Here is a 23,053-nt window from a genome sequence, read left to right on the forward strand (position 1 = left end):
TCCTTAGCTGCTTCAGCTTATGTATCTGCCTTCTTTACATCCACAACACCTTGAAGAATTAGTCAAGAACAGTGGTATAAACTTAGACTTAATTCTTTTAAACTTTAAATCGCTTCAGGGCATCAGTGCTTATGAATATTTGCTAATTTCTGACCAACTCCCTCGCACCAATACAGGGATGATTAGAAATGCTTGGTTGCAGCGTTATCATCATGTTACCGCAGGTGGTTGGTGGTGTTCGGGACTAGACCCCCTCAACAATTGGCACAATATGGAATGGGGATGTTTTAAGCCCAACCAACCGCGACAAAATCAAAAAGGTAAATCCATCAAATATGAACATCCTCCCAGTACACCCACACGCATATTTTGTTTACGCATATCCTTACAAATTTGGCAAGAAGTTGGACAACGTTACAACTTAAGTTTACCGGAAAATATCACCATTAATCATGATGGTGAAGCCGAAGGTTTTTGGTCATGGGTAATTAAAAATAAAATAGCTATTGTTATTTGTGAAGGTGTGAAAAAAGCCGCAGCCCTTTTAAGTCAGGGATATGTTGCGATTGCGATTCCCGGCATTAATAGCGGTTATCGGGTCATTAAAGATGAATTTGGCAAAGTTACCCGTCGGCAATTAATCCCTGATTTAGCCGCATTTACAAATACAAAACGCGATTTTTATATTTGTTTTGATTTTGAAACCCAAGCCAAAAAAATTGCCGCTGTCAATAATGCTATTTCCCAACTCGGTTATTTATTTCAACAACAAAACTGCCCTGTTAAAGTTGTCGAACTTCCAGGAAAAGAAAAAGGAGTTGATGAATTTATCATTGCCAAAGGTGCAACAGCCTTTGATAAAACTTATCGTCAAAGTCTAGATTTAGATATTTATATTGCCCAAACTAAACCTCACACAGAGTTAACAATTCCGGCAACACTGACTATTAACCGTCCTTATTTGGGAAATATTGCCTTTCCTACCTCTGGTTTAGTGGGAGTTAAATCAGCAAAAGGTACAGGTAAAACCACAGCCCTACAAAGCATTTTTCAACAATCAAAAAACAATAATCAACCAGTTTTGTTAATTACCCATAGAATCATCTTAGGACGGTTTTTATGTGATAAAATCGGCATTAAATGGGGTTTTGAACAGGAAGCATGGAGTATAGAAGCTGATGAAGTACCTGTTACTTATCCTTTAGCAATTACCCCATCTTTAGGATTATGTGTAGATTCAATTTGGAAATTAAAACCTGAAGATTGGCATGGTGCAATATTAATTTTAGACGAAGTTGAACAATCTTTATGGCATTTACTCAATAGCAATACCTGTAAACAAAAACGAGTTAAAATTCTCCGCATTTTTCAACAACTAGTTTCTACAATTCTCACAACTGGAGGATTAATCATTGCCCAAGATGCTGATTTATCAGATGTATCTTTAGAATATTTACAGACTTTATCAGGAATTAAATTAACACCTTGGGTAGTTGTTAATGAATGGAAACCAGCAAAAGGTTGGGATACCACTTTTTATGATTCACCCAATCCTACACCCTTAATTCATCAATTGGAATTAGATTTAATTGCTGGGCGAAGATGTTATGTAACTACCGATAGTCGTTCTGGACGTTACAGTTGTGAAACCATTGAACGTTATTTAAGAGAACGTTTACAAAAGCTCAGAAGAGAATTTCCTGAAACCTTGGTAGTTAGCAGTCATACTACAAATACACCTGGCCATGCAGCCGTTAATTTAATAGCAGCAATAAATCAAAAAATTACTGATTATGACACTGTTTTTGTTACCCCTAGTTTGGGAACAGGAATTAGTATTGATGTCCAACATTTTGACCGAGTTTATGGTATTTTTCAAGGAGTAATTCCTGACTCAGAAGCCCGTCAAGCTTTAGCAAGAGTTAGAGATAATGTTCCCCGTGTAATTTGGTGTGCTAAACGCGGTATTGGCTTAATTGGTAGCGGTAGTACAAATTATCGGTTACTATCTCATTGGTATCAAGAAAATCAAAAAGAAAATTTGGCTTTATTAAGTCCTTTACACAAAATAGATGTAGATTTACCTTTAGTTTATGATCCCATTCATTTACGCACTTGGGCAAAATTATCTGCTAGGGTAAATGCCTCTATTCGTCTTTATCGGCAATCTATGCAAGATGGATTGATAGCTGATGGTCATTATATTCAAATGCGAAGTAATGAAGTACAAAACAATATTCTCCGTGATTTACGTTTAGCCTTTTTCGCCACTGAACCTAGTGATTTAGAAAATCGTCAACGGTTAATTGTCGAAATTGTGAAAGTGCAAAAAGATTGGGCGCAAAGTCGTCAAAAAGCTAAAGAAATTAAACGCAAAATCAAGGACATTAAGCAGCAGAATCAATTAGCAGCAGCCAATTCTGTAGCTACAGCCAAAGATATTAACTATGTAGAATATGAACAACTATTGACTAAACATTCTCTCAGTAATGCAGAACGTCATCAAGTTAATAAATATATTCTCAGACAAAGGTATGGAATTGTAGTTACTCCTCAACTGAAATTACAAGACGAAAAAGGATATTATGGGCAATTGTTAATTCATTATTATTTAACTCATGAAAGTGAATATTTTCATGTTAAAGATCAACAAGAATGGAGTCAGCAATTATTGTGGGGTGAGGGTAAGGTTTTTCTGCCAGATTTAAGAACTTATACGCTCAAAGTGGAAGCTATGCGGGCTTTGGGAATAATGCAATTTTTGGAAATAGAAAGGGTATTTACTGAAAATGATGCTGACTTAATTTGGTTGAAAAATGTGGCCATACAAAGTAGTAGACATATTAAACGCGCTTTAGGAATTGATTTAGTTAGAGGTAAGGAATCTGTTGCGGGAATTAAGTTATTAAACAGACTTTTAAGTTTGTTGGGTTTGAAGTTGCAACAAGTCAATGATGGTTATAAAATTGATTTAGAAACTCTCAATGATGGTAGAAATAAAATATTTGCAGTTTGGCAACATCGTGATGATTTGATGTTAACTTCTTTACATAATATGGAACGAGAAATAGTGGATTTATCTAGGAAGTCTCAGTATGAAACTGTGTTGATAAGTTGACCAAAAAAACAGATCCCCGACTTCTTTGAGAAGTCGGGGATCTGTGGTAGAATCTAGTTTGTGCGCCTACAAGTGACAAAATGAATAAAAATATCAATTTTGATGTTGTTAATGCTTTGCACCAACAGGGTTTAGATCATTATCAGGATGGTAATTATCAACAAGCGATCGCTAATTTTGATACAGTTTTGGAATTATACCCTGATTTTTCGATAGCTTATATTAATCGAGGTAATATTTTTCATATTTTAGGGAATTATGAAAAAGCTATTGCTGATTATAATCAATGTATAAAAATAAATCCTAATTTTGCGGAAGCCTATCATAATCTTGGTAATAGCTATTATGCTTTGCAAGAATATGAAAATGCGCTTTCTAATTATAATTTTTCTCTAGAAATTAATCCTAAATTTGGTGCAGCTTACTACAATCGCGGTTTAGTTTATGCTCGTATTCAAGAATATCACCAAGCGATCGCTAACTTTAATCAAGCATTAAAAATAGTCCCTGATGATATTCAAGCATACTCTGAAAGAGGTTTAGTCTATAGCAATTTGGGAGATTATGAAAGTGCTATTCAAGATTATAATCAAGCATTACAAATCAATCCCACATTAGCTTTAGTATATGGTTTTCGAGCTAATGCACATCATCAATTAGGAAATTATGAAAATGCTATTCAAGATTATAACCAAGCATTACAAATCAATCCCCATTTAGCTACAGCGTATTATGGACGGGGAATGGTACGAGAGGCTATGCAAGACTTTGTTAATGCAGTTACAGATTATACTCAAGCTATAAAAGTGTCTCCAGAATTTGCCCCGGCTTATTGTAAGCGAGGTGATGCTCATAAGTTGTTAAGTAATATACAAATGGCTATTCAAGACTATAATCAAGCCTTACTAATAGATACAGATTTTTTAGCTGCTTATTATCATCGAGGTAATAGTCGTTATGCAGTTAAGGATTTTGCTGGTGCAGTTAGTGATTTCACAGAGGCTTTACGCTTGAATCCCCAGTCTGCTGTATTTTATAGCGATCGCGCTAATGCTCGTTATGCCCTGAAAGAATATCAAAAAGCTATATCAGATTATACTCAAGCTATCAGCATTAACCCTAGTTTAGCTGAAGATTGGTTTAATCGAGGTCGGAGTCGCTTTCTGGTTGGAGAATTAAATACCGCATTAGCAGATTTAAACCAAGCGATACAATTACAGCCCCGTTATCCTTTAGCTTATTTAGTCAGAGCAGATATCCATAAACATTTGGGTAATCAATTAGATGCGATCGCCGATTTTCGTAAATCTGCTGATCTCTATTCTCAGTCAGGAAATACGCGGTATTATCAGGAGATTACCAATCTGATTTCCAGAATGTCTCAGTCTTGAATAGGGGGTAGGGGGGTAGGGGGGTAGGGGAGTAGGGGGGGTAGGGGAGTAGGGGGGGTAGGGGAGTAGGGGGGGTAGGGGAGTAGGGGGGGTAGGGGAGTAGGGGGGGTAGGGGAGTAGGGGGGGTAGGGGAGTAGGGGAGTAGGGGAGAAATTTCTTTCTTCTTTCTTCTTTCTTCTTTCTCCTGAACTCCTGAATGGGCGCAGGCCCTGCGCCCCTACCTCCTGATAGCGCAGCGTGGCGTTAGCCATACTCCTGAACTCCTGGAGGGGGAAACCCCGCCCCTACTTAATTTCTCGATAGTGTTTTTGAAGATCCTCAATCGTAAATAAAGCCTCAAACTGCAACCCAGCCGACTCATATAGCTCCCCACCGCCCTGCAATCTATCTATGAGGGAAATTACCCTATCTACCGTATAACCAGCCGCCTGTAGCCTCTCCACAGCCTTGAGCGCAGATTGTCCAGTTGTTACCACATCTTCCAAAACCACGACTTTTGCCCCCTGGGGTAAACTGGGACCTTCAATATAAGCCATTGTTCCGTGTCCCTTGGCTTCCTTGCGAATAATTAAAGCTGGTATCGGTCTATTTTCGTACACAGAAACTACACTAACTGCTGATACAATAGGATCAGCCCCCAAAGTTAAACCTGCTACAGCTTGAGTATCTTTAGGTAACATTGGTAATAATAATCTAGCCATAGCCAAAGCACCTTGGGGGTCAAGTGTTACCTGTTTACCATTAATATAGTAAGAACTATGTTGTCCAGAGGAAAGAACAAAATCACCTTCTTGATACGCAAGTCGGCAAAATAAATCTAGTAACTTTTGACGGAGAGTAGTTAAATCAGTGGTAGTTGCCCAAATGTTTGGGTTGATAGAAACTTCAGAGGAATAAGACATTACAAACAATTAAAAGTTGTGTTAAACCAAAATTGAAACTCAACAGAGTTATCTTTATTAAGCATAAATTAAGATTTACCCAAAAAGTAGCGAGAATTAAATTAATTTAATTCTGTCCGCAGCAACGAGTGTGGTTTTCTCTCTGAAAATGTCAATCCCCCTCTTCACTAATGACTACCTTACCCCGAAAGACAAAGTAATTGTAGATGTTGTAAAACAACATAATTGGAATCAAAAACCCAATGAAAGTAATCATAAAGACCATTGAAGAGGCAGAAGAGGCAGCTTGATAAATGGTAATAGATGGGGGAATAATGAAAGGAAAGGCAATAAACCCTAAACCAATAAACGTTAGTAGAAATATTAATGCCGTGTAAACAAATGAGGCAATTTCCTCTTTTCTATCTAAACTTTTCAGTAGCAACCAAATCAACAGCATACCCAATAAAGGAATCAGGGCAAAAATATAAACCTCTGGTTGATGAAATAGCCTGTTTCTGGCATTTTCATAGACAATTGGTGTACTAATTGTAATTAAAATTGCCCCAATAAAAGTTGTCCAAGCTGCTAATTTTGCTGTGCGAAAATGAGTTTCTTGTAATGTGCCTTCAGTCTTTAAAATTAAGTAAGTTGAACCAATCAACACATAACCTTGTACAAGTGTCAATGCTGTTAATAATGATTGCCAACTTAACCAATCCCATATTCCACCTATAAAATGCCCAGCAGCATCAACTTTGATTCCTGCTAATACACCACCTAATGCAAATCCTTGAAATAAAGAAGCAATAAAACTGCCGATTCCAAAGGCAAAATTCCAAAAACTTTTATTATCAGAATGTTCCCGAAATTCAAAAGCAACAGCCCGTAGAATCAACCCTACAACCATCACCATCAAAGGTAAATAAAGGGCAGTGAGAATTGTTCCATAAGCCAAAGGAAAAGCCCCAAATAATGCCCCTGCCATTAAAACTAACCAAGTTTCGTTAGCATCCCAAACATTACCTAAACTGGTCATTAATAGGCTACGGCGTTTTTCATCAGAAGAAGTCAAAGAGAGGATACCAACGCCTAAATCAAAGCCATCTAAAAGCACATACAGGAACAGAAAAAGCCCTAGAATTACAAACCAAACTTGTGGTAAAAAATGCAATAAAGCTTCCATATAATTGTTCCTATTGTGGCGTTTCCAGAGGACGACTATCGGGAATATGACTTACAGATTCAGTGACAATGACTGTTTTGATATCACCTCCAGGTATTGGTAAAGTTAAATCTGGTCCCTTGCGAATAATGCGGCTACCAAAAAACATGGCTGAGACAAACAAAACACTGTAAAGAAGGGCAATAACCGTGAGTGAAAATAACACTTCACTTGGTTCTAAATGAGAAGCTGCATCAGTAGTACGAATTTGCCCGTATACAGTCCAAGGTTGTCTTCCCACACAGCGAACAATCCAGCCTGATTCAATCGCAATATAGCCCAAAGGTGCAGCTAGAATCCAAGCCCGTAACAACCATTTTTGTTGAGTTAAGTTGTGCGAACTCAGTTTACCCCTGAGCCATTGCAGGATACTCCACAGCATTAATCCTACTAAGAAAAAGCCGATTCCTGCCATGATTCGGAAGGAATAAAAAATCAAAGGAATCATTGGGGGACGGTCTTCTGGTTTCCATTCTTTCAGTCCCAATACTGGTTCAGAAAGTTTGGGTTTGAGTTCTAAAATGTAACTTAAACCATTAGGAATAGAAATTTCCCAGTCATTTTTCTCAGCTTTTCTATTCGGAATTGCTAATATATTCCATTTGGCAGATTCACCAGCGGGTACTGTTTCCCATTGGGCTTCAATTGCGGCTAATTTAGTTGGTTGATAGTGATAAACTTGATCACCACTAGCATGACCAATGTAGACCTGTAAGGGAGCAACAAAAATAGATATTGCTAAAACTATTTTAAATGATTTGCTGAAAAATTCTGAATGGCGATTATTGAGAATATACCAAGCACTAATACCACCAATGACAAATAAAGAAGTCTCCAAAGTTGCTAAGAACATATGGAGAACACTATTCACCATGAAGGGATTTAAAATTGCTTGAAAATAGTCATCAACAATAAATTTACCATTCACCATTTGTCCACCACTAGGAGTTTGAAACCATGAATTAGCAACCAAAATCCAGAATGTGGAAAGATTCGCCCCAAAAGCCACGAGAATAGTCGCTAAATAGTGAATTACAGGGGGAACTCGTTCCCAACCAAACATCATAATTCCTAGAAAAGAAGCCTCTAGCATAAAGGCCATTGACCCTTCAAATCCCAGAATACTACCTAAGAAATCTCCCACGGCTTCCGATAATGGTGCCCAGTTAGTCCCAAACTGAAAACCCATTGGTAAACCTGATGCAACTCCGATTCCAAAGTTTAGTAAATACAGTTTTGACCAGAAACGAGCGTGATGATAATAAGTGGGATTTTTGGTTTTTAACCATAGTCCTTCTACGACAATTAAGTAGATAGACATACCTGTGGTCAGGACAGGCCAAATCATGTGAAAAATTGCTGTAAATGCAAATTGCAACCGTGATAAAGCTAGGGTATTAGATAAAATTTCCATACTCTTTGAAGGAGTTACGCAAAACGATTAAATATATGTTTATCATATACAATAATATTTGTTTATAGAGTATTACTTCCAAAATTTTTAACCTTTGAAAGGTTCGACAATAGGTCGTTTAAGGTTTGACAATAGGTCGTTTGATGTTTTCTCCATCTTTTGGTAATTTACAGCAAATTGTCATCAAACCTGGAACAAGAACCCCACCCCCAACCCGCTGACAGGTTTAGGTTTTTTACATTCTGGTGAGGGCAAGACTTGGGCGACAAGGTGGACAAGGTGACAAGGGAGGAAAACCCTACAGGATGATGTTTTTTGGCAACAATAACACACCGTTAAAAGACTATTGTGCGGATAAAATCTTCCTTGTCTACGTTCCCTCCAAGTCTTCCCAGTCTTGCCTTCACAGACAATATTAAAAACCTACCCTTGTGAGGGAGGGGTTGGGGGGTGGGTTTCTTGCACCCATAACACAGGGAAGTGCTGTAATTTCCTCAACGGCTTTGTTGACCTCTACAAATCAAAAATTTCTACCTTTTAGCCCTAATTCAACTTGATTATACGGTATACCCAATAGATTTAAGTACGGGTTAACGTACTTTTTTGTAGTGTCAAGCCCTTGTCAAAAATATTTACAAAATGTTATATTAGTTTACATAAGAGAACAATAAAGAAAAAACATGACAGTTAAAGGCTTTACCACCAACGAACTAGGTCAACTCAACAGCTTTGCGATTGAACCCAAAGTATATGTAGACCAAACACCAAGGGTAGGTTTCACAGAATACGCAGAAAAGCTGAATGGACGTTTAGCCATGATTGGCTTTGTCTCACTCATAGCTGTAGAAGCGATTACAGGAAATGGCTTGATTGGATGGTTGACAAGCCTGTAAATCAGTTCTTGAATCAACAGACAAAACATTAATTAAAGTAGGAAAATCATGAAAGTAGACCAAACACCAAGAGTAGGTTTCACAGAATACGCAGAAAAGCTGAATGGACGTTTAGCCATGATTGGCTTTGTCTCACTCATAGCTGTAGAAGCGATTACAGGAAATGGCTTGATTGGATGGTTGACAAGCCTGTAAATCAGTTCTTGAATCAACAGATAAAACATCAATTAAATTAGGAAAATATTAAGTAATCTCAAATGGAGTCTTGGTTTTTGAAACTAAGACTTCTTTTGATTTAAAGATTCAGTAATTTATAGCAACCAATCATATTAAAAATCAAGTTTGACAACTTGTCTTTTGACTTAGTGATTTATTTAACTGAAAATTGAGTCTGGTAAAGGTACGACTACTTCAGACTAAATTCGTGTATTTATACAAATAACCATGAAACGGCAATTATTATTAACATCTGCCACAATAGCAGGAATTATTCTGGCTGGAAATTTTGGTGGTGTTACCAAAACTGTAGCTCAAACTACTAATACCCAAGAAGTAACAATTAATTTTCAAGGAAGAGTGGGTAAACAACCTTATCAAGGCTTACAATTTACTTTAGGTGTTCCTGTCAATCTTAATCATGCTGATTCTGTCACTGCACCATCTCCATTAAATCTGACTTCTTTATGGTGGAATTGGCTATTTGGTTATAAATTTGCTCGTTTGGATTGGAAAACCCAAACTCACGATTCTCAGGTAAAGCATGGTGAAAAAAGTGAAAAATCTCAGGGTTTCTCGATTCATTTAGGTAGCACTTGTTGTCAAGCAATTGAGGGAATTCAAAAACCATCAACTTGTAGTAATTTGAATGCCTCAAAAGTCATTTTTACCAAGTTTGATGTTAATAAAAATGTCGTAATTGCTATATTTAACGACAATCTTTTGTAATTGCAGTTCAATTCAGCAAGACTTCAATAAAATTATCCTACCACTCCCATTGACAATAAACGATAATTATTGTATGTTTGTCCTCAACGTCGGTTTTAATGGCAAAAACCATTAAACGCAAGGGGGAAAGTTTGGTGTAAATCCAACGCTGTCCCGCAGCTGTAATGAGATTTATCTCTCTAAGTCAGAATGCCCGCCGAAAGTAAAATCAACTCATATCCATCTGCGTGGTACAGATGAGTAAAATCATGAATATTTCCATCAAAAGTAATCATTTTAGCTTCAGAGATTCTCTACAGATTGTCTATGACTCTGAGACAATCAACAGTCAATTTAATTTTTTACAACCTTTTATTCAAGAAAACGGGAAGCGTATATGACTGACGCTTACTGCTATCTTCAATAGATTTCTGGCAATTTCAAATAGACATAGCAGTTTGCCATTCAATCAAATACACCAATTGATATCAGCCCTTTTTTAACTTGGGAAGGAATGATTTCAAACATTATTTATTTACAGGAGAAGTTGCTGCTGTAAAAACTTTCATGTCTGCATTTTTAACTGATTCTTACACATTTCTAAATCAATGCTCAATCAAAAACATAATCTATTTGTCTGCACAACTTGTGGTGGTAAGTGGGAAGACGGTAAGCGAGTTGGTGAAAGTAAAGGTGAACAACTACTAAAACAGCTTCAACAACTTGCAGCAGACAGTGAATTGCACAATCAATTCTCCATTCAGGGGGTTGAATGTATGAGTGCTTGCAGTCATTCCTGTGTCGTTGCTTTTGCAGCAGCAGGAAAATCAACCTATCTCTTTGGTGATTTACCCGTAGATAATAGTACATTTGCTATACTAAAATGTGCCAGTCTATACTATGCTAAAGCGGATGGTTTGCTACCTTGGTCAGAACGCCCAGAACCATTGAAAAAAGGTATTTTAGCGAAAATACCTGCACTAAAATAAGTGGCAAAGTTAAACGTCAACTATTGTTAATTGTTCACTAGATATCAGTATAAAAAGTATTTTGCTGTTGGTGACTAGTTAAATTGATGCCAAGCCGCTATTGCAATTTTTACCATTTGTGTGATAATGATTATAATTCTCATTCAAGTGCAGTGCGGCTTTTTTCTTTATTGTCGCAGTCTTTTTTACCGTGTAATTGAGTAAATTACCGTGCTAGTTAACGAAAAAGACTGCAACTTTTACCTTGGTCAAATTTTTAGTTATACAGGTGTTTAGGTAAAAAATGTCTACTAATTTAGTTGCGAAACTGGGAATTCAAATTATTGCGTCTAGTGTGACTTTGGGAATGTGGTGTGAGAATTACAAAGTTATAGGAGTAGAAATTCCCCAACATGAAGAACCAGTCACAGAGAAAATTACTCAAAATACACCAGCAGATATTGAAGAAAAAGAAGCTGATATTGAAATAGATGTCATTGAGAAGTTATTAAATGAACCTGTTTTTTCACCCTTTCGTCAGGAAGGAACAGTGAAAGATTCTACCCGGCCAATTTATGTAATTACGGGTGAAGAAATGGAAGCGCAAGGTGCGAGAACTATCAGAGAAGCACTTAAATTTCTGCCTGGTATATTAGGTGATGGTACAGTAGGAACAGAAGTTAATGCTTTAAGTGGTCAATTAATTCGTGGTTCTAATACTGGTCAAGTATTAATATTACTTGATGGTAGACCAATTAATAATGCTGGAAGTGGTGGTTTTGATCTTTCCGAATTTACAACTAATAATATTCAAAGAATTGAAGTATTACCAGGAGGAGGTTCAACTCTGTATGGTTCTGATGCAATTGGGGGAGTAATTAATATTATCACCCGTCGTCCTACAGAGAAAATTACCACAGAAGCAAAAGTCAATTTTGGTGCTTACGGACTCAATCAACAGAGTATTCAAAATAGCGGTAAAAAAGGTGATATTTCTTGGGTTGTAGGTTATAACCGTACCCAAGCTGAAAATAATTATCCTTTTTCTATTCCTGAAGCTAATTTTTCAGGAACTCGAAAAAATAATGATGCACTTTATAATAATTTTAATGTCAAATTAGAAGCAGATTTAGGAAAACGAAATACTCTCAGTTTCTCGACTTTATACTTAAATAAAGAACAAGGAACACCAGGAGGAGTTCCAATTCCTTTCCCTGTAAATGGACAAGGTTTTTTTAATTCACTTACAGATAAAAATCGCAAATACACAGATCAAGTTTTAACTGATTTAACCTGGAATTCAAAATTAGGAAGTGGGGATGATTCTTTATTAACAGCAAGAGTCTATGGTGATCTTTTGAATACTCGTTTTGATCCTAGTGGTTCAAGTCGCTTTGAAACCAACCAAACTTCCTACGGAATTCAAACCACACACAGTTGGAATTTTGCTAAAAATCAAAGTTTAGTTTACGGTTTTGATTATCGGACTGTTAATGTCCGAAATACTTCTTTTAGTTATGCTACTAATGTAGAAAGATTGAACTATGATAATGATATTAATCAAGGGGCATTATTTGGCAAATATGAAGTAGCATTAATTCCTAAGTTGACTATTAATTTAGGGTTACGTCAAGACTTTAGTAGCTTAGTAAATGGTTCTGTTACATCTCCATCTGTAGGAACAAAATTTGCTGTCTCTGATTCAACTACCTTGAGAGCAAATTATATCAAAAATTTCCGAGTTCCTACTATTGCTAATTTATTTAATGTCAATCCTAGCAATATTGGCAACCCAGAACTTAAACCAGAAAGAGGTGATAGTTTTGATATTGGCATTGATCAAAAACTTGGTGATATTGGTTTACTAAGATTAACCTTTTTCAAAAATAGCGTATCTGATACAATTGCCTTTAAGAGACTGACACCACCAGTAAATGGTAATACAGGAACTTGGGAAAATATCGGACTGGTGGAAACTACAGGAATTGAGGCTAGTTTGAATTTGCAACTGGCCAAAAACGTTTATACTTTTGTTAATTACACGGCAAATGATCCACGTATTCTGAAAAGTTCTAATGCGGCGGAAATTGACAAAGAACTGCGCTTTGCTGGTGCGGATAAATTAAATTTGGGAGTTTCTTATGAAAATCCTCAAGGTTTGTATTTGGGTTTATTAATGAATTCCTTAAATGGATATCCTACTAATAATACAAATACAGAATTTTTATCTGGTTATACCACATTTGATTTTAAACTGCGTGTACCTTTAAATGATAAACTGGTGGTTACAGGTAGCCTGGAAAATCTCTTGAATCAGCGTTATCAGTTGTTTCCTGGTTTTCCTGACGGAGGGAGAGGTTTTCAAGTTGGTTTGAGTTCTACGTTTTAATACAAGGAGAGTTTTTTATGGCTGATTTTAATTGTTGGGTAACACCAGTAAATGAAAAAACAATTGAAGCTACGGGAAATGATTGGCAAATTGAATATGAGTTTTTTGATTGTCAAGGTGATGTTCTGGCTTGTTTAGCTTATACTTTATTTCAGGAAAATTGGCATCAAGTTGGTTTAGGACATTTGGAACAAGGTAGTGTTTTAGAGTTGGAGTTTCACGAAGCACCTAAAAAATGCGTTCTCTATGATGGATATTTAACTGTTATTACTAGAGATTGGCATTTTCATTTATGTATTGAGGAAACTTTAGGTGGTCCTAATGCTGAAACTTCTATCGAAGTAAGACAGCAACGTTTGATTAATAAGGGTGCATTTTATAGAAGGATAAATCCCGAAGGAGAACCCAGAAGTTGGGGTATTCAATTTTGGAATGGTGCTGGTGAAAAGGCTATGACGATATTTTTACCTAATCCTTATGTGGAAGATGAAAATTTGCTTCCTGAAGGTAAGGCTGATTTTAAAAAGTTGGATTTTTATCAGGAACTTAGAGATATTTATGTATTAGGTAAAAAGCCCATTCCTTTTACTAAAAATCCTCTCAAATGTGCCTACATTGCAGTTTGTACTTCTGGACGTTGTTATCCTTCTCGAAAATGGCAACCTACTTTTGAGGCTTTAAAGGCTGCTGTTGAGAAGGCAGAATTAGATTTGGAAGTGAGAACAAGTGGTTGTTTACAGGTTTGTAAGTTAGGTCCTGTTGTTTATCATTCTACTGATAGAACTTGGTACAGTCGTGTTAAACCGGAAGTTGCAGAAAGAATTGTACAGGAACATTTGGTTGAGGGGAATAAGGTTGTTGAATATATATATCCTTAGTTGGTGTTTGGGTAGGGTGATTTTTTCACGCAGAGGCGCAAAGAGGAATATGGAAGATGATTTTTGGCAAGTCTAAGATTATTATCTTTTTATGTCAGTTGTTTTTAGTTGCTGTTTTGGTTGTTTCTTGTCAAGGTTCTCAGAATAGTCCGGTTGTTAGTTCAGTTGATAATGGCTGTGTTCAAAAGTATGATTCTAATGTTGATTATTTTCCCAATAAGGTGAAGGTTAATCATGCTATCGGCTTTGCAGTTGAATATTATAAAAACTACAAAGTCGTGACGATTAAAAATCCCTGGAAAGATGCTAAAACAGGTTTTAAATATGTTTTGGTTCAATGCGGTACGCCGCTACCACCAGGGTTTGAGAAATCCCAAGTATTTACTACACCTGTAAATTCTGTGATTTCTCTTTCTACAACTCATTTACCACATTTTTCTAAGTTAAATGTTGTTGATAACTTAATCGGTGTTAGCGATATTAAACAAGTAACTACACCAGATTTTATTGACAGAATCAAGGCTGGTAAGGTGGTATCTGTTGGGAATAATTCTACTGTGAATGTGGAGAAAGTTTTAGAACTTAATCCTGAGTTAGTTACCACTTTTGGGACTGGAAATCAACAAACTGATAGTTTTCCTAAGTTGTTGGAAGCTGGGTTAAAGGTGGCGATAAATGCTGAATATATGGAAGATACTCCATTGGGAAGAAGTGAATGGTTAAAGTTTACTGCTTTATTTTTTAATAAGGAGGAAGAGGCGGAAAAAATATTTGCTAAAATTGCTAAGAAATACGAAGATATTGCTACTAAAGCTAAAGCTGTTAAAAATCGTCCAACTGTGTTTTTAGGCTTCAATTTTAAAGGGACTTGGTATACACCAGGTGGTAATAGTTATGTGGCTAAATATCTAGCCGACGCAGGTGCAAATTACCTCTGGAGTGAGGATAAATCTTCTGGTAGTTTACCTATATCTTTTGAAGCTGTTTTTGAACGGGCTGCTAATGCTGATTATTGGTTGAATCTTAGACAATCTTGGAACAGTTTAAAAGATGTTGTGACTGAAGATAATCGTTATGGTGATTTTCATGCTTTCAAAAAAGGCAATCTCTATAATAATAATGCTCGCCTCAGTGCCAATGGTGGTAATGATTATTGGCAAAGTGGGATTAGTAACCCTGATGTAGTTTTATCTGATTTAATTAAAATATTTCATCCAGAAATATTACCCAATTATAACCTATTTTACTATCAAAAAGTGAATAAATAATGTTAATTAAAAAGCATGAGGTTACTAATAAATTTTTACTATGGAAATTTATTAATAAGAAATATTTGATTTTTTCAATTTTACTAATCTGTTTAATTTTGGCATTTTTGCTGGATTTAGGATTTGGGGCTGTGAATATTCCCATTCATGAGGTTATGAATATCTTGCTGGGACAAGAAGCAGAAAAGACAACATGGACAAATATTATTCTCAAATTTCGTCTACCTAAAGCCTTAACTGCAACGTTAGCCGGTGCAGCTTTAGGGGTAAGTGGCTTGCAAATGCAAACTCTATTTAAAAATCCTTTAGCGGGTCCTTTTGTATTAGGAATTAGTTCCGGTGCAAGTTTAGGAGTAGCGTTGGTTTTACTGACAGCAAGTTTGACTGTACCGACGTTATTAACTGATTTAGGAATGATTGGTGATTTTAGTTTAGTCATAGCGGCAAGTTTTGGTGCAGCTTCAGTATTAGGATTGATGTTAGTTGTTTCTCGTCGTGTACAAGATACAATGACTTTATTAATTTTAGGTTTATTATTTGGATATGCGACTAGTGCAATGGTAAGTATTTTGTTGCAATTTAGTTCACAAGAACGGATTCAAAGTTATATAATGTGGACTTTTGGAAGTTTCACTGCGGTAACTTGGCAACAATTAGCTATTTTAACTCCAGTTATTTGTGTAGGTTTATTAATTGCTGTGCTGCAATCAAAATCTTTAAATGCACTTTTATTAGGTGAATCTTATGCACGCAGTTTAGGGTTAACAGTCCAAAAAACCAGATTTTCTGTGATTAGCAGTGCTTCTATATTAGCGGGAGCGATTACTGCTTTTTGTGGTCCGATAGCATTTTTAGGTGTGGCAATTCCCCATCTTTGTCGTAGTCTTTTTAATACTTCAGATCATCGGATATTAATTCCTAGTGTCATAATCATGGGGGCAATTTTAGCCTTATTTGCTGATTTGGTTTCCCAAATTCTGATAAATCAAATGGTTTTACCTTTAAATGCTATTACTGCTTTGATAGGAACTCCTGTTGTTACTTGGGTAATTCTACAACGTAACTCTAGAAAATCTTTTCCCTCATGAGTAACTCAATTCTGAAAACTCATAATTTGACTATTGGTTATAAGACTTCCCAGAAAACTATTCGGAATGTGGCCGCGAATATTTCTACATCTTTGCAAACAGGAGAATTAGTTTGTCTACTTGGTCCTAATGGTGCGGGTAAGTCTACTTTATTGCGAACTCTGGCAGGAATGCAGCCACCAATTGCTGGGGAAGTTAAACTTTTAGAAGATGATATTTATAAGTTACCACCACAGGAATTAGCAAAACGTTTAAGTTTGGTATTGACTGAAAAAATTGATGTGGGAATGTTATCAGCTTATGCTTTGGTAACTATGGGCAGATATCCTTATACTGACTGGTGGGGAAAGTTATCATCTGAAGATGAAAATATTATTAATTGGGCGATAAAATCTGTGGGGGCGGTAAATTTAGCCCAAAGGAATGTGAGTGAATTAAGTGATGGTGAACGACAGAAAATTATGATTGCTAGGGCTTTAGCGCAGTCGCCTATGGTGATGTTATTGGATGAACCTACAGCTTTTTTAGATTTACCACGCCGGGTGGAAATTATGCAATTGTTACGTCAATTAGCAAGGGATACAAATCAAGCAATTTTGCTTTCTACCCATGATTTAGATTTAGCTTTGCGCCTTGCTGATAAAATTTGGCTGTTAGGAAATAATGGTATTCTCCACGTTGGCGCACCAGAAGATTTGATATTAAGTGGTGCATTTGCTGATACTTTCCGCAGTGAAGGGGTGGAATTTAATATTTTTTCTGGGGAATTTAATCTGCATATACCTGAAAAAGGAACAGTTAATTTAATAGGTGAAGGTGTTGCTGCTATTTGGACAATTCGCGCCTTAGAAAGAGTAGGATTTACAGTTTTACAAGGTGGTAAATCTGCACAAATTACAGTAGAAGTTATTTCTAGTCCTCAAGAGGTTTTTTGGAAAGTCAGGAAATATAAAGCTGTGTCTACACATTATTCTTTATATGAAGTAATTAAATTTTTAAGTTTTTAAATTCGTAATTATACAAAAAATTACCCTATTTCTTTTTAATTTACTTAAGTAGGTTGGCATTGAAAATTGTCGTTATGGCAAGAGGCAAAGGGCAGGAGTGAAGAATCTGTGGGATTTTGATTTTTACAGTTCTAGACTCCGACTGGGAATGAGGATTGAGTTCAAAGCTGCCGATTTACTAAGGTAGCACTGGCTTGGTCAACTGGCATAAGTATGACTTCGTTAATATTAACGTGACTGGCTCTAGTGGCACAGAAAAAGATCACATCAGCTACATCATCAGGAGTTAGGGGGTTAACACCTGCATACACCTTTTTCGCCCGTTCTGTATCACCATGAAACCGGACTTGACTAAATTCTGTTTCTACCATACCAGGATCTACAGATGTCACTCGCACGGGAGTTCCTAAAAGGTCTTGTTTTAAGCCTTCAGAAATGGCTTTAACGGCGGCTTTTGTTCCACAATAGACATTACCCCCAGGATAGGTTTGATGTCCGGCAATAGAACCGATATTGATAACATGACCATGATTCCGTTCTACCATTCCGGGGACAACATAACGGGTGAGGTAAAGCAACCCTTTGATGTTAGTATCAATCATTTCTTCCCAGTCTTGAAAGTCGCCTTCCTGTAATTTACTTAAACCGCGACTTAAACCAGCATTGTTAATGAGAATATCAATATTTTTCCAAGATGAGGGTAAGTTAGCAATAGCAGATTCTACCGCCAAGCGATCGCACACATCAAGTTGTAATAAATGGATTTTCTCTGATGGAATATCCAACGAATTAGCTAATTGCTGTAACCGTTCCCACCGTCGTGCAGCTAAAATCAGTTTTGCACCAGCATGAGCAAAAATCTTGGCACAAGCAGCACCAATACCGCTACTTGCACCAGTAATGAAAACAATTTGGTTTTGCATAGAAAAGTCCAGTAGGGGCGCAGGGCCTGCGCCCAAAAGTTAAATGCACCCAACAGTTAAAATAGTTATTACCCAGTCCCCAATCCCCTACTTCTTGACTACCTGCAACCGTTGAGTAATAATAGTCATATCTTCACCTCGGCGAATTACAGCGGAAATCCATTGAGGTCCGGGAGTAGAGGGTGCGCGTCCTATTTTGAAGAGTCCACCAGAATTGAGAAATTCTAAATTTGCAATTGTGGGGTTGAGGAGTTTACTGCTTTGAATGGGTTCTTCTATGGCTGTTCCCAAGAGAAAATCTTCACCTAATGGTTCTTGGACAATGGCATCAAAACTATATTTTTCCCCAACTTTTACCTGTTGTGGTAATTTAATTTCTACTTGGGGTGGTTTACTGCCAGCGGTTAGTTGAGTCCGTTCTGATAAAATATCTTGATGAACGATTTTTGCACCTGCGACTTTTTGCCGCGATTTAATTGTAGATTGCAGAGTTAAATTATTATTACCTGATGCTGGTAAACCGCTAATTGTGGTGACAGTATCCGCAATAATTGTATTGCCTTCCGATTTCCAAGATTCTAGCTTGGTTGTGTAACGTAATTTGGGATATCGTTTCCAAAGTCCTGTTAAGGCTTGTTCCATTGCTTTGCGATTCAAACCGTCACCATGAGTAAATGTAGGGCTATAAAATTCCATGACACCGTTCACATTACCTTGATTAGCAGCATTATTAATTTGTGTTAATAGGTTAGTGAGTGTAGCAGGGGCATTTCCGGGTTGACCAGCTTGTGCCAATTGCCAGGTGCTGGATAAACCAATTGCTAGTACACTGGAAATTAGGGAAATACTCGTGATCAATGTTTTGTTACGTTTCATTAATAAGGAGATAATTTTAGTCATAGGGAAGATTTTAGTGATTTGATGATACAAGATCAGGAATTTGTTTTATCTTAATGAAACTGGGAGATAAATGGTATAGTCGGGAATGGTAAATCCATCAATTAGATTACTCATAGCAGCTAGTGGGACAGGTGGACACTTGTTTCCGGCGATCGCATTGGCTGAAAAACTGCCAGAATACAATATTGAATGGCTGGGTGTGCCAAATCGCCTAGAAACTCAGTTAGTTCCCAAGATATATCCTTTAAATACGGTTGCTGTTGAAGGGTTTCAGCAAGGTTTGAGTCTTGGTTCTGTCCGCACCTTGTGGAAATTAATCAGTTCGATTCTTAAAGTTAGACGGATTTTGCAACAAGGAAAGTTCCAAGGAGTTTTCACCACAGGGGGTTATATTGCCGGTCCTGCGGTGATTGCAGCGCGTTCTTTGGGTTTACCTGTGGTTTTTCATGAATCTAATGCAATACCTGGCAAAGTTACCCGCTTTTTTGGGCCTTGGTGTAAGGCAGTGGCAATAGGATTTGATGTAACTACTCAATATTTACCTGGGACAAAAACTGTCTATGTGGGTACTCCTGTTCGTTCTCAGTTTTTAGATGAGTCTGTTAATAACACTTTAGATTTACCTATTCCTGATGGTGTGCCTCTAATTGTGGTGTTTGGTGGTAGTCAGGGGGCTGTAGCTGTCAATAAATTAGTCCGACAGTCTGCGGACGCTTTGTTTCAATCCGGTGCTTATATTGTGCATTTAACGGGTGATAATGATCCTGATATTAATAGTCTTCAACATCCTCAATATATTGCTTTGGCTTTTTATGATCATATGGCGGCTTTGTTGCGAAGAGCTAATTTAGCTATTAGTCGTTCTGGTGCAGGTAGCTTGACAGAATTGGCAGTTTGTGGTACTCCAGCAATTTTGATTCCCTATCCCTTTGCGGCAGAAGATCATCAATCTTATAATGCGGCAGTATTTACTCAAGCTGGTGCGGCTTTGTCCTTTAAACAGTCGGATTTAACTCCAGAAATATTTACAACTCAGGTATTGAATTTGTTGCAGTCTCCGACGGAATTAGGGAAAATGGGAGAGAAGGCCAAAGCGATCGCTGTTCCTGATAGTGCAGATAAATTGGCGACTTTGGTGAGAGAGGCGATCGGCAATTAATTCCCATTAACTCAAAATAGTCATTCCTAAATTGTGAGCATTTGGTGATATGGCGCGGTAGGATAGATAATATCTCTCAGATTTGCAACAATCGTTTACAAGTATTACAAAAACACAGCATATTTTAAACGAATGAGGTACAGGATTTAAATTCAAAGCCAGACAGAAAGCCAGTTTTACTCCTGACTCCTGACTGGGCGCAGACCCTGCGCCCCTACCTCCTGAATTCTGCTGTAAGTAACACTCTAAAAGATTTACCAGCCGCCACTACGGTGGACTAATGACTATATTTACATTGAACTAGGAAAATTGCGAACTTTTGTAGCGATATACTAAACACGGTTAGGACATGGACTTTTACGAAATTACGAAAAACCTAAATTTGTAGGGGTAAAGCAAGAGCTTCATTGGTGTCAACTTAACGTAAAACCCATAGCCCGCCTGGGAATGAATTCCCAGTCTAAGGGACTTCCAAATAAAAAAATACTCAACCACCTAACGCAAAAATCTCTCAAACCCTTATTCCTCTGTGTCCTCTGCGCCTCTGTGGTTCGTTAATCAGGATAATTTATTTCTTGGAAGTCCCTAATAGCATTAACGTAAAACCCATAGCCCGCCTGGGAATGAATTCCCAGTCTAAGTAGGTGAGCGTTGAAAATTGTCGTTATGGCAAGGCAAAAGGCAAGAGGCAAGAGGCAAGAGTGAAGAGGGTTTGGGCGATTTTACATTTCTTTACACAGTTTGGTTTTATTGTGTTCACCTACTTAATAGCAGAAGTTGTCTTTTGATGACTAAATAACCCAGAAATTTTTGAGTAAACTTTAGTTTACTTTCGCTATTAGCCCGGAAATTCATTTCTGGGTGGGTGTGGAAGCCAACAAATAAGCCATCTGTAGCCTAAGTTGACACCAATGAGCACTGCTAAATCCCTACCCACAAAATCAAATGAATAAGCCGTGTTGAGTATAGTTTGACTTTTATTATGAGAGAAGAGGACAAAGGGCATTTTCTAACAATGATAAAAGCCTGTTGTCATCAGTTTCTGATATTCCCAATGTGACTAATTTGCTGAAATGGAAAATAATCACAACAGTTTGACAAAGCTAAATAAGGAGAATCGGGGTTTGGGAATGGAACGGTGGAAACAAGACTTCAAAAATGACCTGATTGCTGGTTTGCTGGTGGTAATTCCCCTGGCAACCACAATCTGGTTAACAATTACCATAGCTACCTGGGTAATTAACTTTCTCACCCAAGTTCCTAAACAACTTAATCCCTTTGATGGCTTAAATCCGATATTAGTGAATATACTTAATTTGCTAGTAGGATTAGCCGTGCCATTATTAAGTATTCTGGCTATCGGTTTAATGGCTAGGAATATTGCTGGGCGATGGTTATTAGATTTCGGTGAACGGTTATTACAAGCGATTCCTCTGGCAGGACAGGTATATAAAACTCTTAAGCAACTCTTAGAAACTCTCCTAAAAGATTCTAATGGTAAATTTCGACGGGTAGTTTTAGTAGAATACCCTCGTCCGGGCATTTGGGCGATCGCATTTGTCACCGGCGCAATTAGCAATGAAATCCAAAGTCAAATATCCCGTCCCGTCATCAGTCTATTTATTCCCACTACCCCTAATCCGACCACAGGATGGTATGCAGTAGTACCAGAAGAGGATGTAATTAATCTCTCTATATCCGTAGAGGATGCTTTTAAGATAGTTGTGTCAGGTGGTATAGTCGCCCCTAATATTCCATCACCAGAGCTTTCTGCACTGTCAGCAGGATCATCTTTAGAAATACAACAGCGGGAAATTCCCGAAATAGAAACTAAACTCGATACCAACCTAGCAAAGTGAACAAAAAATAGATAAGCTAATTGTTCATCTGTGCTAGAACTCATATATTTTTCATCATCCCAACTGTATGCAACGTCGTAAACCCCAACAAATAGCCCGCGAATTGGCTCTGTTAAGCCTTAGCCAATTACCAATTAACCCCAAGAAACTGGAAACCCTATCAGACGAGCAATTAGTCTCTAAGTTAGTTTTAGGGGCAGTCCGTACCCTGACATTAGAGGTACAGGACACATTGAACAATGCCGCGGGCGAACTACAACGGAGTAATGATCGCCTATTAACTAGCGAAACTAGAGCCGCTGACTTAAATACGGCTAGAACTATGTTGAAAGAGGCAATTTCCTATACCCAAATAGCTATCAATCAATTAGGTACATCCGTTGATTTTCCTGAATTAATTCAGTTAGCTAATCAAGATAAGGAAGTTCGTAATTACGCTAAAGCTATTATTATTACCGTTAGTGAAAATCATCAGGCTATCGAAGAATATATTTCTCATGCTTTAGTAGATTGGCAAGTTACCCGTCTAGCCCAAATTGATAGAGATATCCTGCAAATAGCCACCGCAGAAATAAAGTTTATGAAAGTTCCCAATAGTATTGCCATTAACGAAGCTGTAGAATTAGCTAAACGCTACAGTGGAGAAGACGGACACCGTTTTATTAATGGTGTTCTCCGTCGAGTTAGCGAACAAAAACAACCTGTTTGAATTAGTCATTAGTCATTAGTCAGTTGTCAGTTGCAAAACTATTATTCATTACCCATTAC

Annotated in this window: 19 protein-coding genes and 1 riboswitch; of the genes, 14 read left to right on the plus strand and 5 right to left on the minus strand. The window is 37.4% G+C overall.

Annotated features, from left to right (window positions below; genetic code table 11):
* Positions 1–19: 19 nt before the first annotated feature.
* Both AA650_RS02025 and AA650_RS02030 read left to right on the plus strand, forming a co-directional pair.
* On the plus strand, positions 20–3,118 hold the full coding sequence (locus AA650_RS02025) for a plasmid replication protein, CyRepA1 family (protein WP_053537757.1): 3,099 nt from the start codon (positions 20–22) through the stop codon (positions 3,116–3,118).
* 80 nt (positions 3,119–3,198) lie between these two features.
* Positions 3,199–4,509, plus strand: a complete 1,311-nt coding sequence (locus AA650_RS02030) for a tetratricopeptide repeat protein (RefSeq protein ID WP_053537758.1) — start codon at positions 3,199–3,201, stop codon at positions 4,507–4,509.
* Positions 4,510–4,793: 284 nt separating this feature from the next.
* On the opposite strand, the gene pyrE is transcribed toward AA650_RS02030, so the two are convergent.
* The 3 genes from pyrE to AA650_RS02050 form a co-directional block, all read right to left on the minus strand.
* Positions 4,794–5,411 carry an orotate phosphoribosyltransferase gene (pyrE, locus tag AA650_RS02040; protein ID WP_053537760.1) on the minus strand — a complete coding sequence of 206 codons (618 nt, stop codon included), beginning with the start codon at positions 5,409–5,411 and terminating at the stop codon, positions 4,794–4,796.
* Positions 5,412–5,562: 151 nt separating this feature from the next.
* The gene (gene cydB / locus AA650_RS02045) at positions 5,563–6,576 is read right to left on the minus strand and encodes a cytochrome d ubiquinol oxidase subunit II (protein ID WP_053537761.1); all 1,014 of its coding nucleotides are present in this window, start codon (positions 6,574–6,576) and stop codon (positions 5,563–5,565) included.
* Between the two features lie 10 nt (positions 6,577–6,586).
* Complete coding sequence (locus tag AA650_RS02050) at positions 6,587–8,029, minus strand: cytochrome ubiquinol oxidase subunit I (RefSeq protein ID WP_053537762.1); 1,443 nt, start codon at positions 8,027–8,029, stop codon at positions 6,587–6,589.
* Between the two features lie 680 nt (positions 8,030–8,709).
* Between AA650_RS02050 and AA650_RS02055 the strand changes: the two genes are divergently transcribed.
* The 9 genes from AA650_RS02055 to AA650_RS02095 all read left to right on the plus strand — a co-directional run bounded on the left by AA650_RS02055 (position 8,710) and on the right by AA650_RS02095 (position 17,444).
* Positions 8,710–8,922 carry a chlorophyll a/b-binding protein gene (locus AA650_RS02055; RefSeq protein WP_053537763.1) on the plus strand — a complete coding sequence of 71 codons (213 nt, stop codon included), beginning with the start codon at positions 8,710–8,712 and terminating at the stop codon, positions 8,920–8,922.
* Positions 8,923–8,970: 48 nt separating this feature from the next.
* Positions 8,971–9,117: a chlorophyll a/b-binding protein gene (locus AA650_RS02060; protein WP_039204925.1), complete on the plus strand. Its 147-nt coding sequence runs from the start codon at positions 8,971–8,973 to the stop codon at positions 9,115–9,117.
* 249 nt (positions 9,118–9,366) lie between these two features.
* Positions 9,367–9,867: an MbnP family protein gene (locus AA650_RS02065; protein WP_053537765.1), complete on the plus strand. Its 501-nt coding sequence runs from the start codon at positions 9,367–9,369 to the stop codon at positions 9,865–9,867.
* A gap of 73 nt (positions 9,868–9,940) precedes the next feature.
* Positions 9,941–10,082: riboswitch (cobalamin riboswitch) on the plus strand.
* Between the two features lie 372 nt (positions 10,083–10,454).
* The gene (locus tag AA650_RS02070) at positions 10,455–10,835 is read left to right on the plus strand and encodes a DUF1636 family protein (protein ID WP_053537766.1); all 381 of its coding nucleotides are present in this window, start codon (positions 10,455–10,457) and stop codon (positions 10,833–10,835) included.
* A 283-nt stretch (positions 10,836–11,118) separates the two neighbouring features.
* A complete protein-coding gene (locus AA650_RS02075; RefSeq protein ID WP_053537767.1) occupies positions 11,119–13,203 on the plus strand; it encodes a TonB-dependent receptor plug domain-containing protein in 2,085 nt (694 codons plus the stop codon).
* Between the two features lie 17 nt (positions 13,204–13,220).
* Positions 13,221–14,081, plus strand: a complete 861-nt coding sequence (locus AA650_RS02080; RefSeq protein WP_053537768.1) for a (2Fe-2S) ferredoxin domain-containing protein — start codon at positions 13,221–13,223, stop codon at positions 14,079–14,081.
* A 56-nt stretch (positions 14,082–14,137) separates the two neighbouring features.
* Positions 14,138–15,349: an ABC transporter substrate-binding protein gene (locus AA650_RS02085; RefSeq protein WP_053537769.1), complete on the plus strand. Its 1,212-nt coding sequence runs from the start codon at positions 14,138–14,140 to the stop codon at positions 15,347–15,349.
* Positions 15,349–16,437, plus strand: coding sequence for an iron ABC transporter permease (locus tag AA650_RS02090; protein WP_053537770.1), 1,089 nt, complete (start codon positions 15,349–15,351; stop codon positions 16,435–16,437). The genes AA650_RS02085 and AA650_RS02090 overlap by 1 nt, the downstream gene beginning before the upstream one ends.
* A complete protein-coding gene (locus AA650_RS02095) occupies positions 16,434–17,444 on the plus strand; it encodes an ABC transporter ATP-binding protein (protein ID WP_053537771.1) in 1,011 nt (336 codons plus the stop codon). Before AA650_RS02090 ends, AA650_RS02095 begins: the two co-directional genes overlap by 4 nt.
* Before the next feature lie 161 nt (positions 17,445–17,605).
* On the opposite strand, the gene AA650_RS02100 is transcribed toward AA650_RS02095, so the two are convergent.
* Positions 17,606–18,367, minus strand: a complete 762-nt coding sequence (locus AA650_RS02100; RefSeq protein ID WP_053537772.1) for an SDR family oxidoreductase — start codon at positions 18,365–18,367, stop codon at positions 17,606–17,608.
* An 87-nt stretch (positions 18,368–18,454) separates the two neighbouring features.
* A complete protein-coding gene (locus AA650_RS02105) occupies positions 18,455–19,267 on the minus strand; it encodes a hypothetical protein (RefSeq protein WP_053537773.1) in 813 nt (270 codons plus the stop codon).
* A gap of 85 nt (positions 19,268–19,352) precedes the next feature.
* Here AA650_RS02105 and murG point away from each other — a divergent pair, with 85 nt between their 5' ends.
* The 3 genes from murG (at position 19,353) to nusB (ending at position 22,994) form a co-directional block, all read left to right on the plus strand.
* The gene (gene murG, locus AA650_RS02110; RefSeq protein ID WP_053537774.1) at positions 19,353–20,426 is read left to right on the plus strand and encodes an undecaprenyldiphospho-muramoylpentapeptide beta-N-acetylglucosaminyltransferase; all 1,074 of its coding nucleotides are present in this window, start codon (positions 19,353–19,355) and stop codon (positions 20,424–20,426) included.
* 1,073 nt (positions 20,427–21,499) lie between these two features.
* Positions 21,500–22,285: a DUF502 domain-containing protein gene (locus tag AA650_RS02115; RefSeq protein ID WP_039201930.1), complete on the plus strand. Its 786-nt coding sequence runs from the start codon at positions 21,500–21,502 to the stop codon at positions 22,283–22,285.
* Between the two features lie 67 nt (positions 22,286–22,352).
* Positions 22,353–22,994 carry a transcription antitermination factor NusB gene (nusB, locus tag AA650_RS02120; RefSeq protein ID WP_053537775.1) on the plus strand — a complete coding sequence of 214 codons (642 nt, stop codon included), beginning with the start codon at positions 22,353–22,355 and terminating at the stop codon, positions 22,992–22,994.
* Positions 22,995–23,053: the final 59 nt, after the last annotated feature.

Source organism: Anabaena sp. WA102 (genome assembly GCF_001277295.1).
GTDB classification, from domain to species: Bacteria; Cyanobacteriota; Cyanobacteriia; order Cyanobacteriales; family Nostocaceae; genus Dolichospermum; species Dolichospermum heterosporum.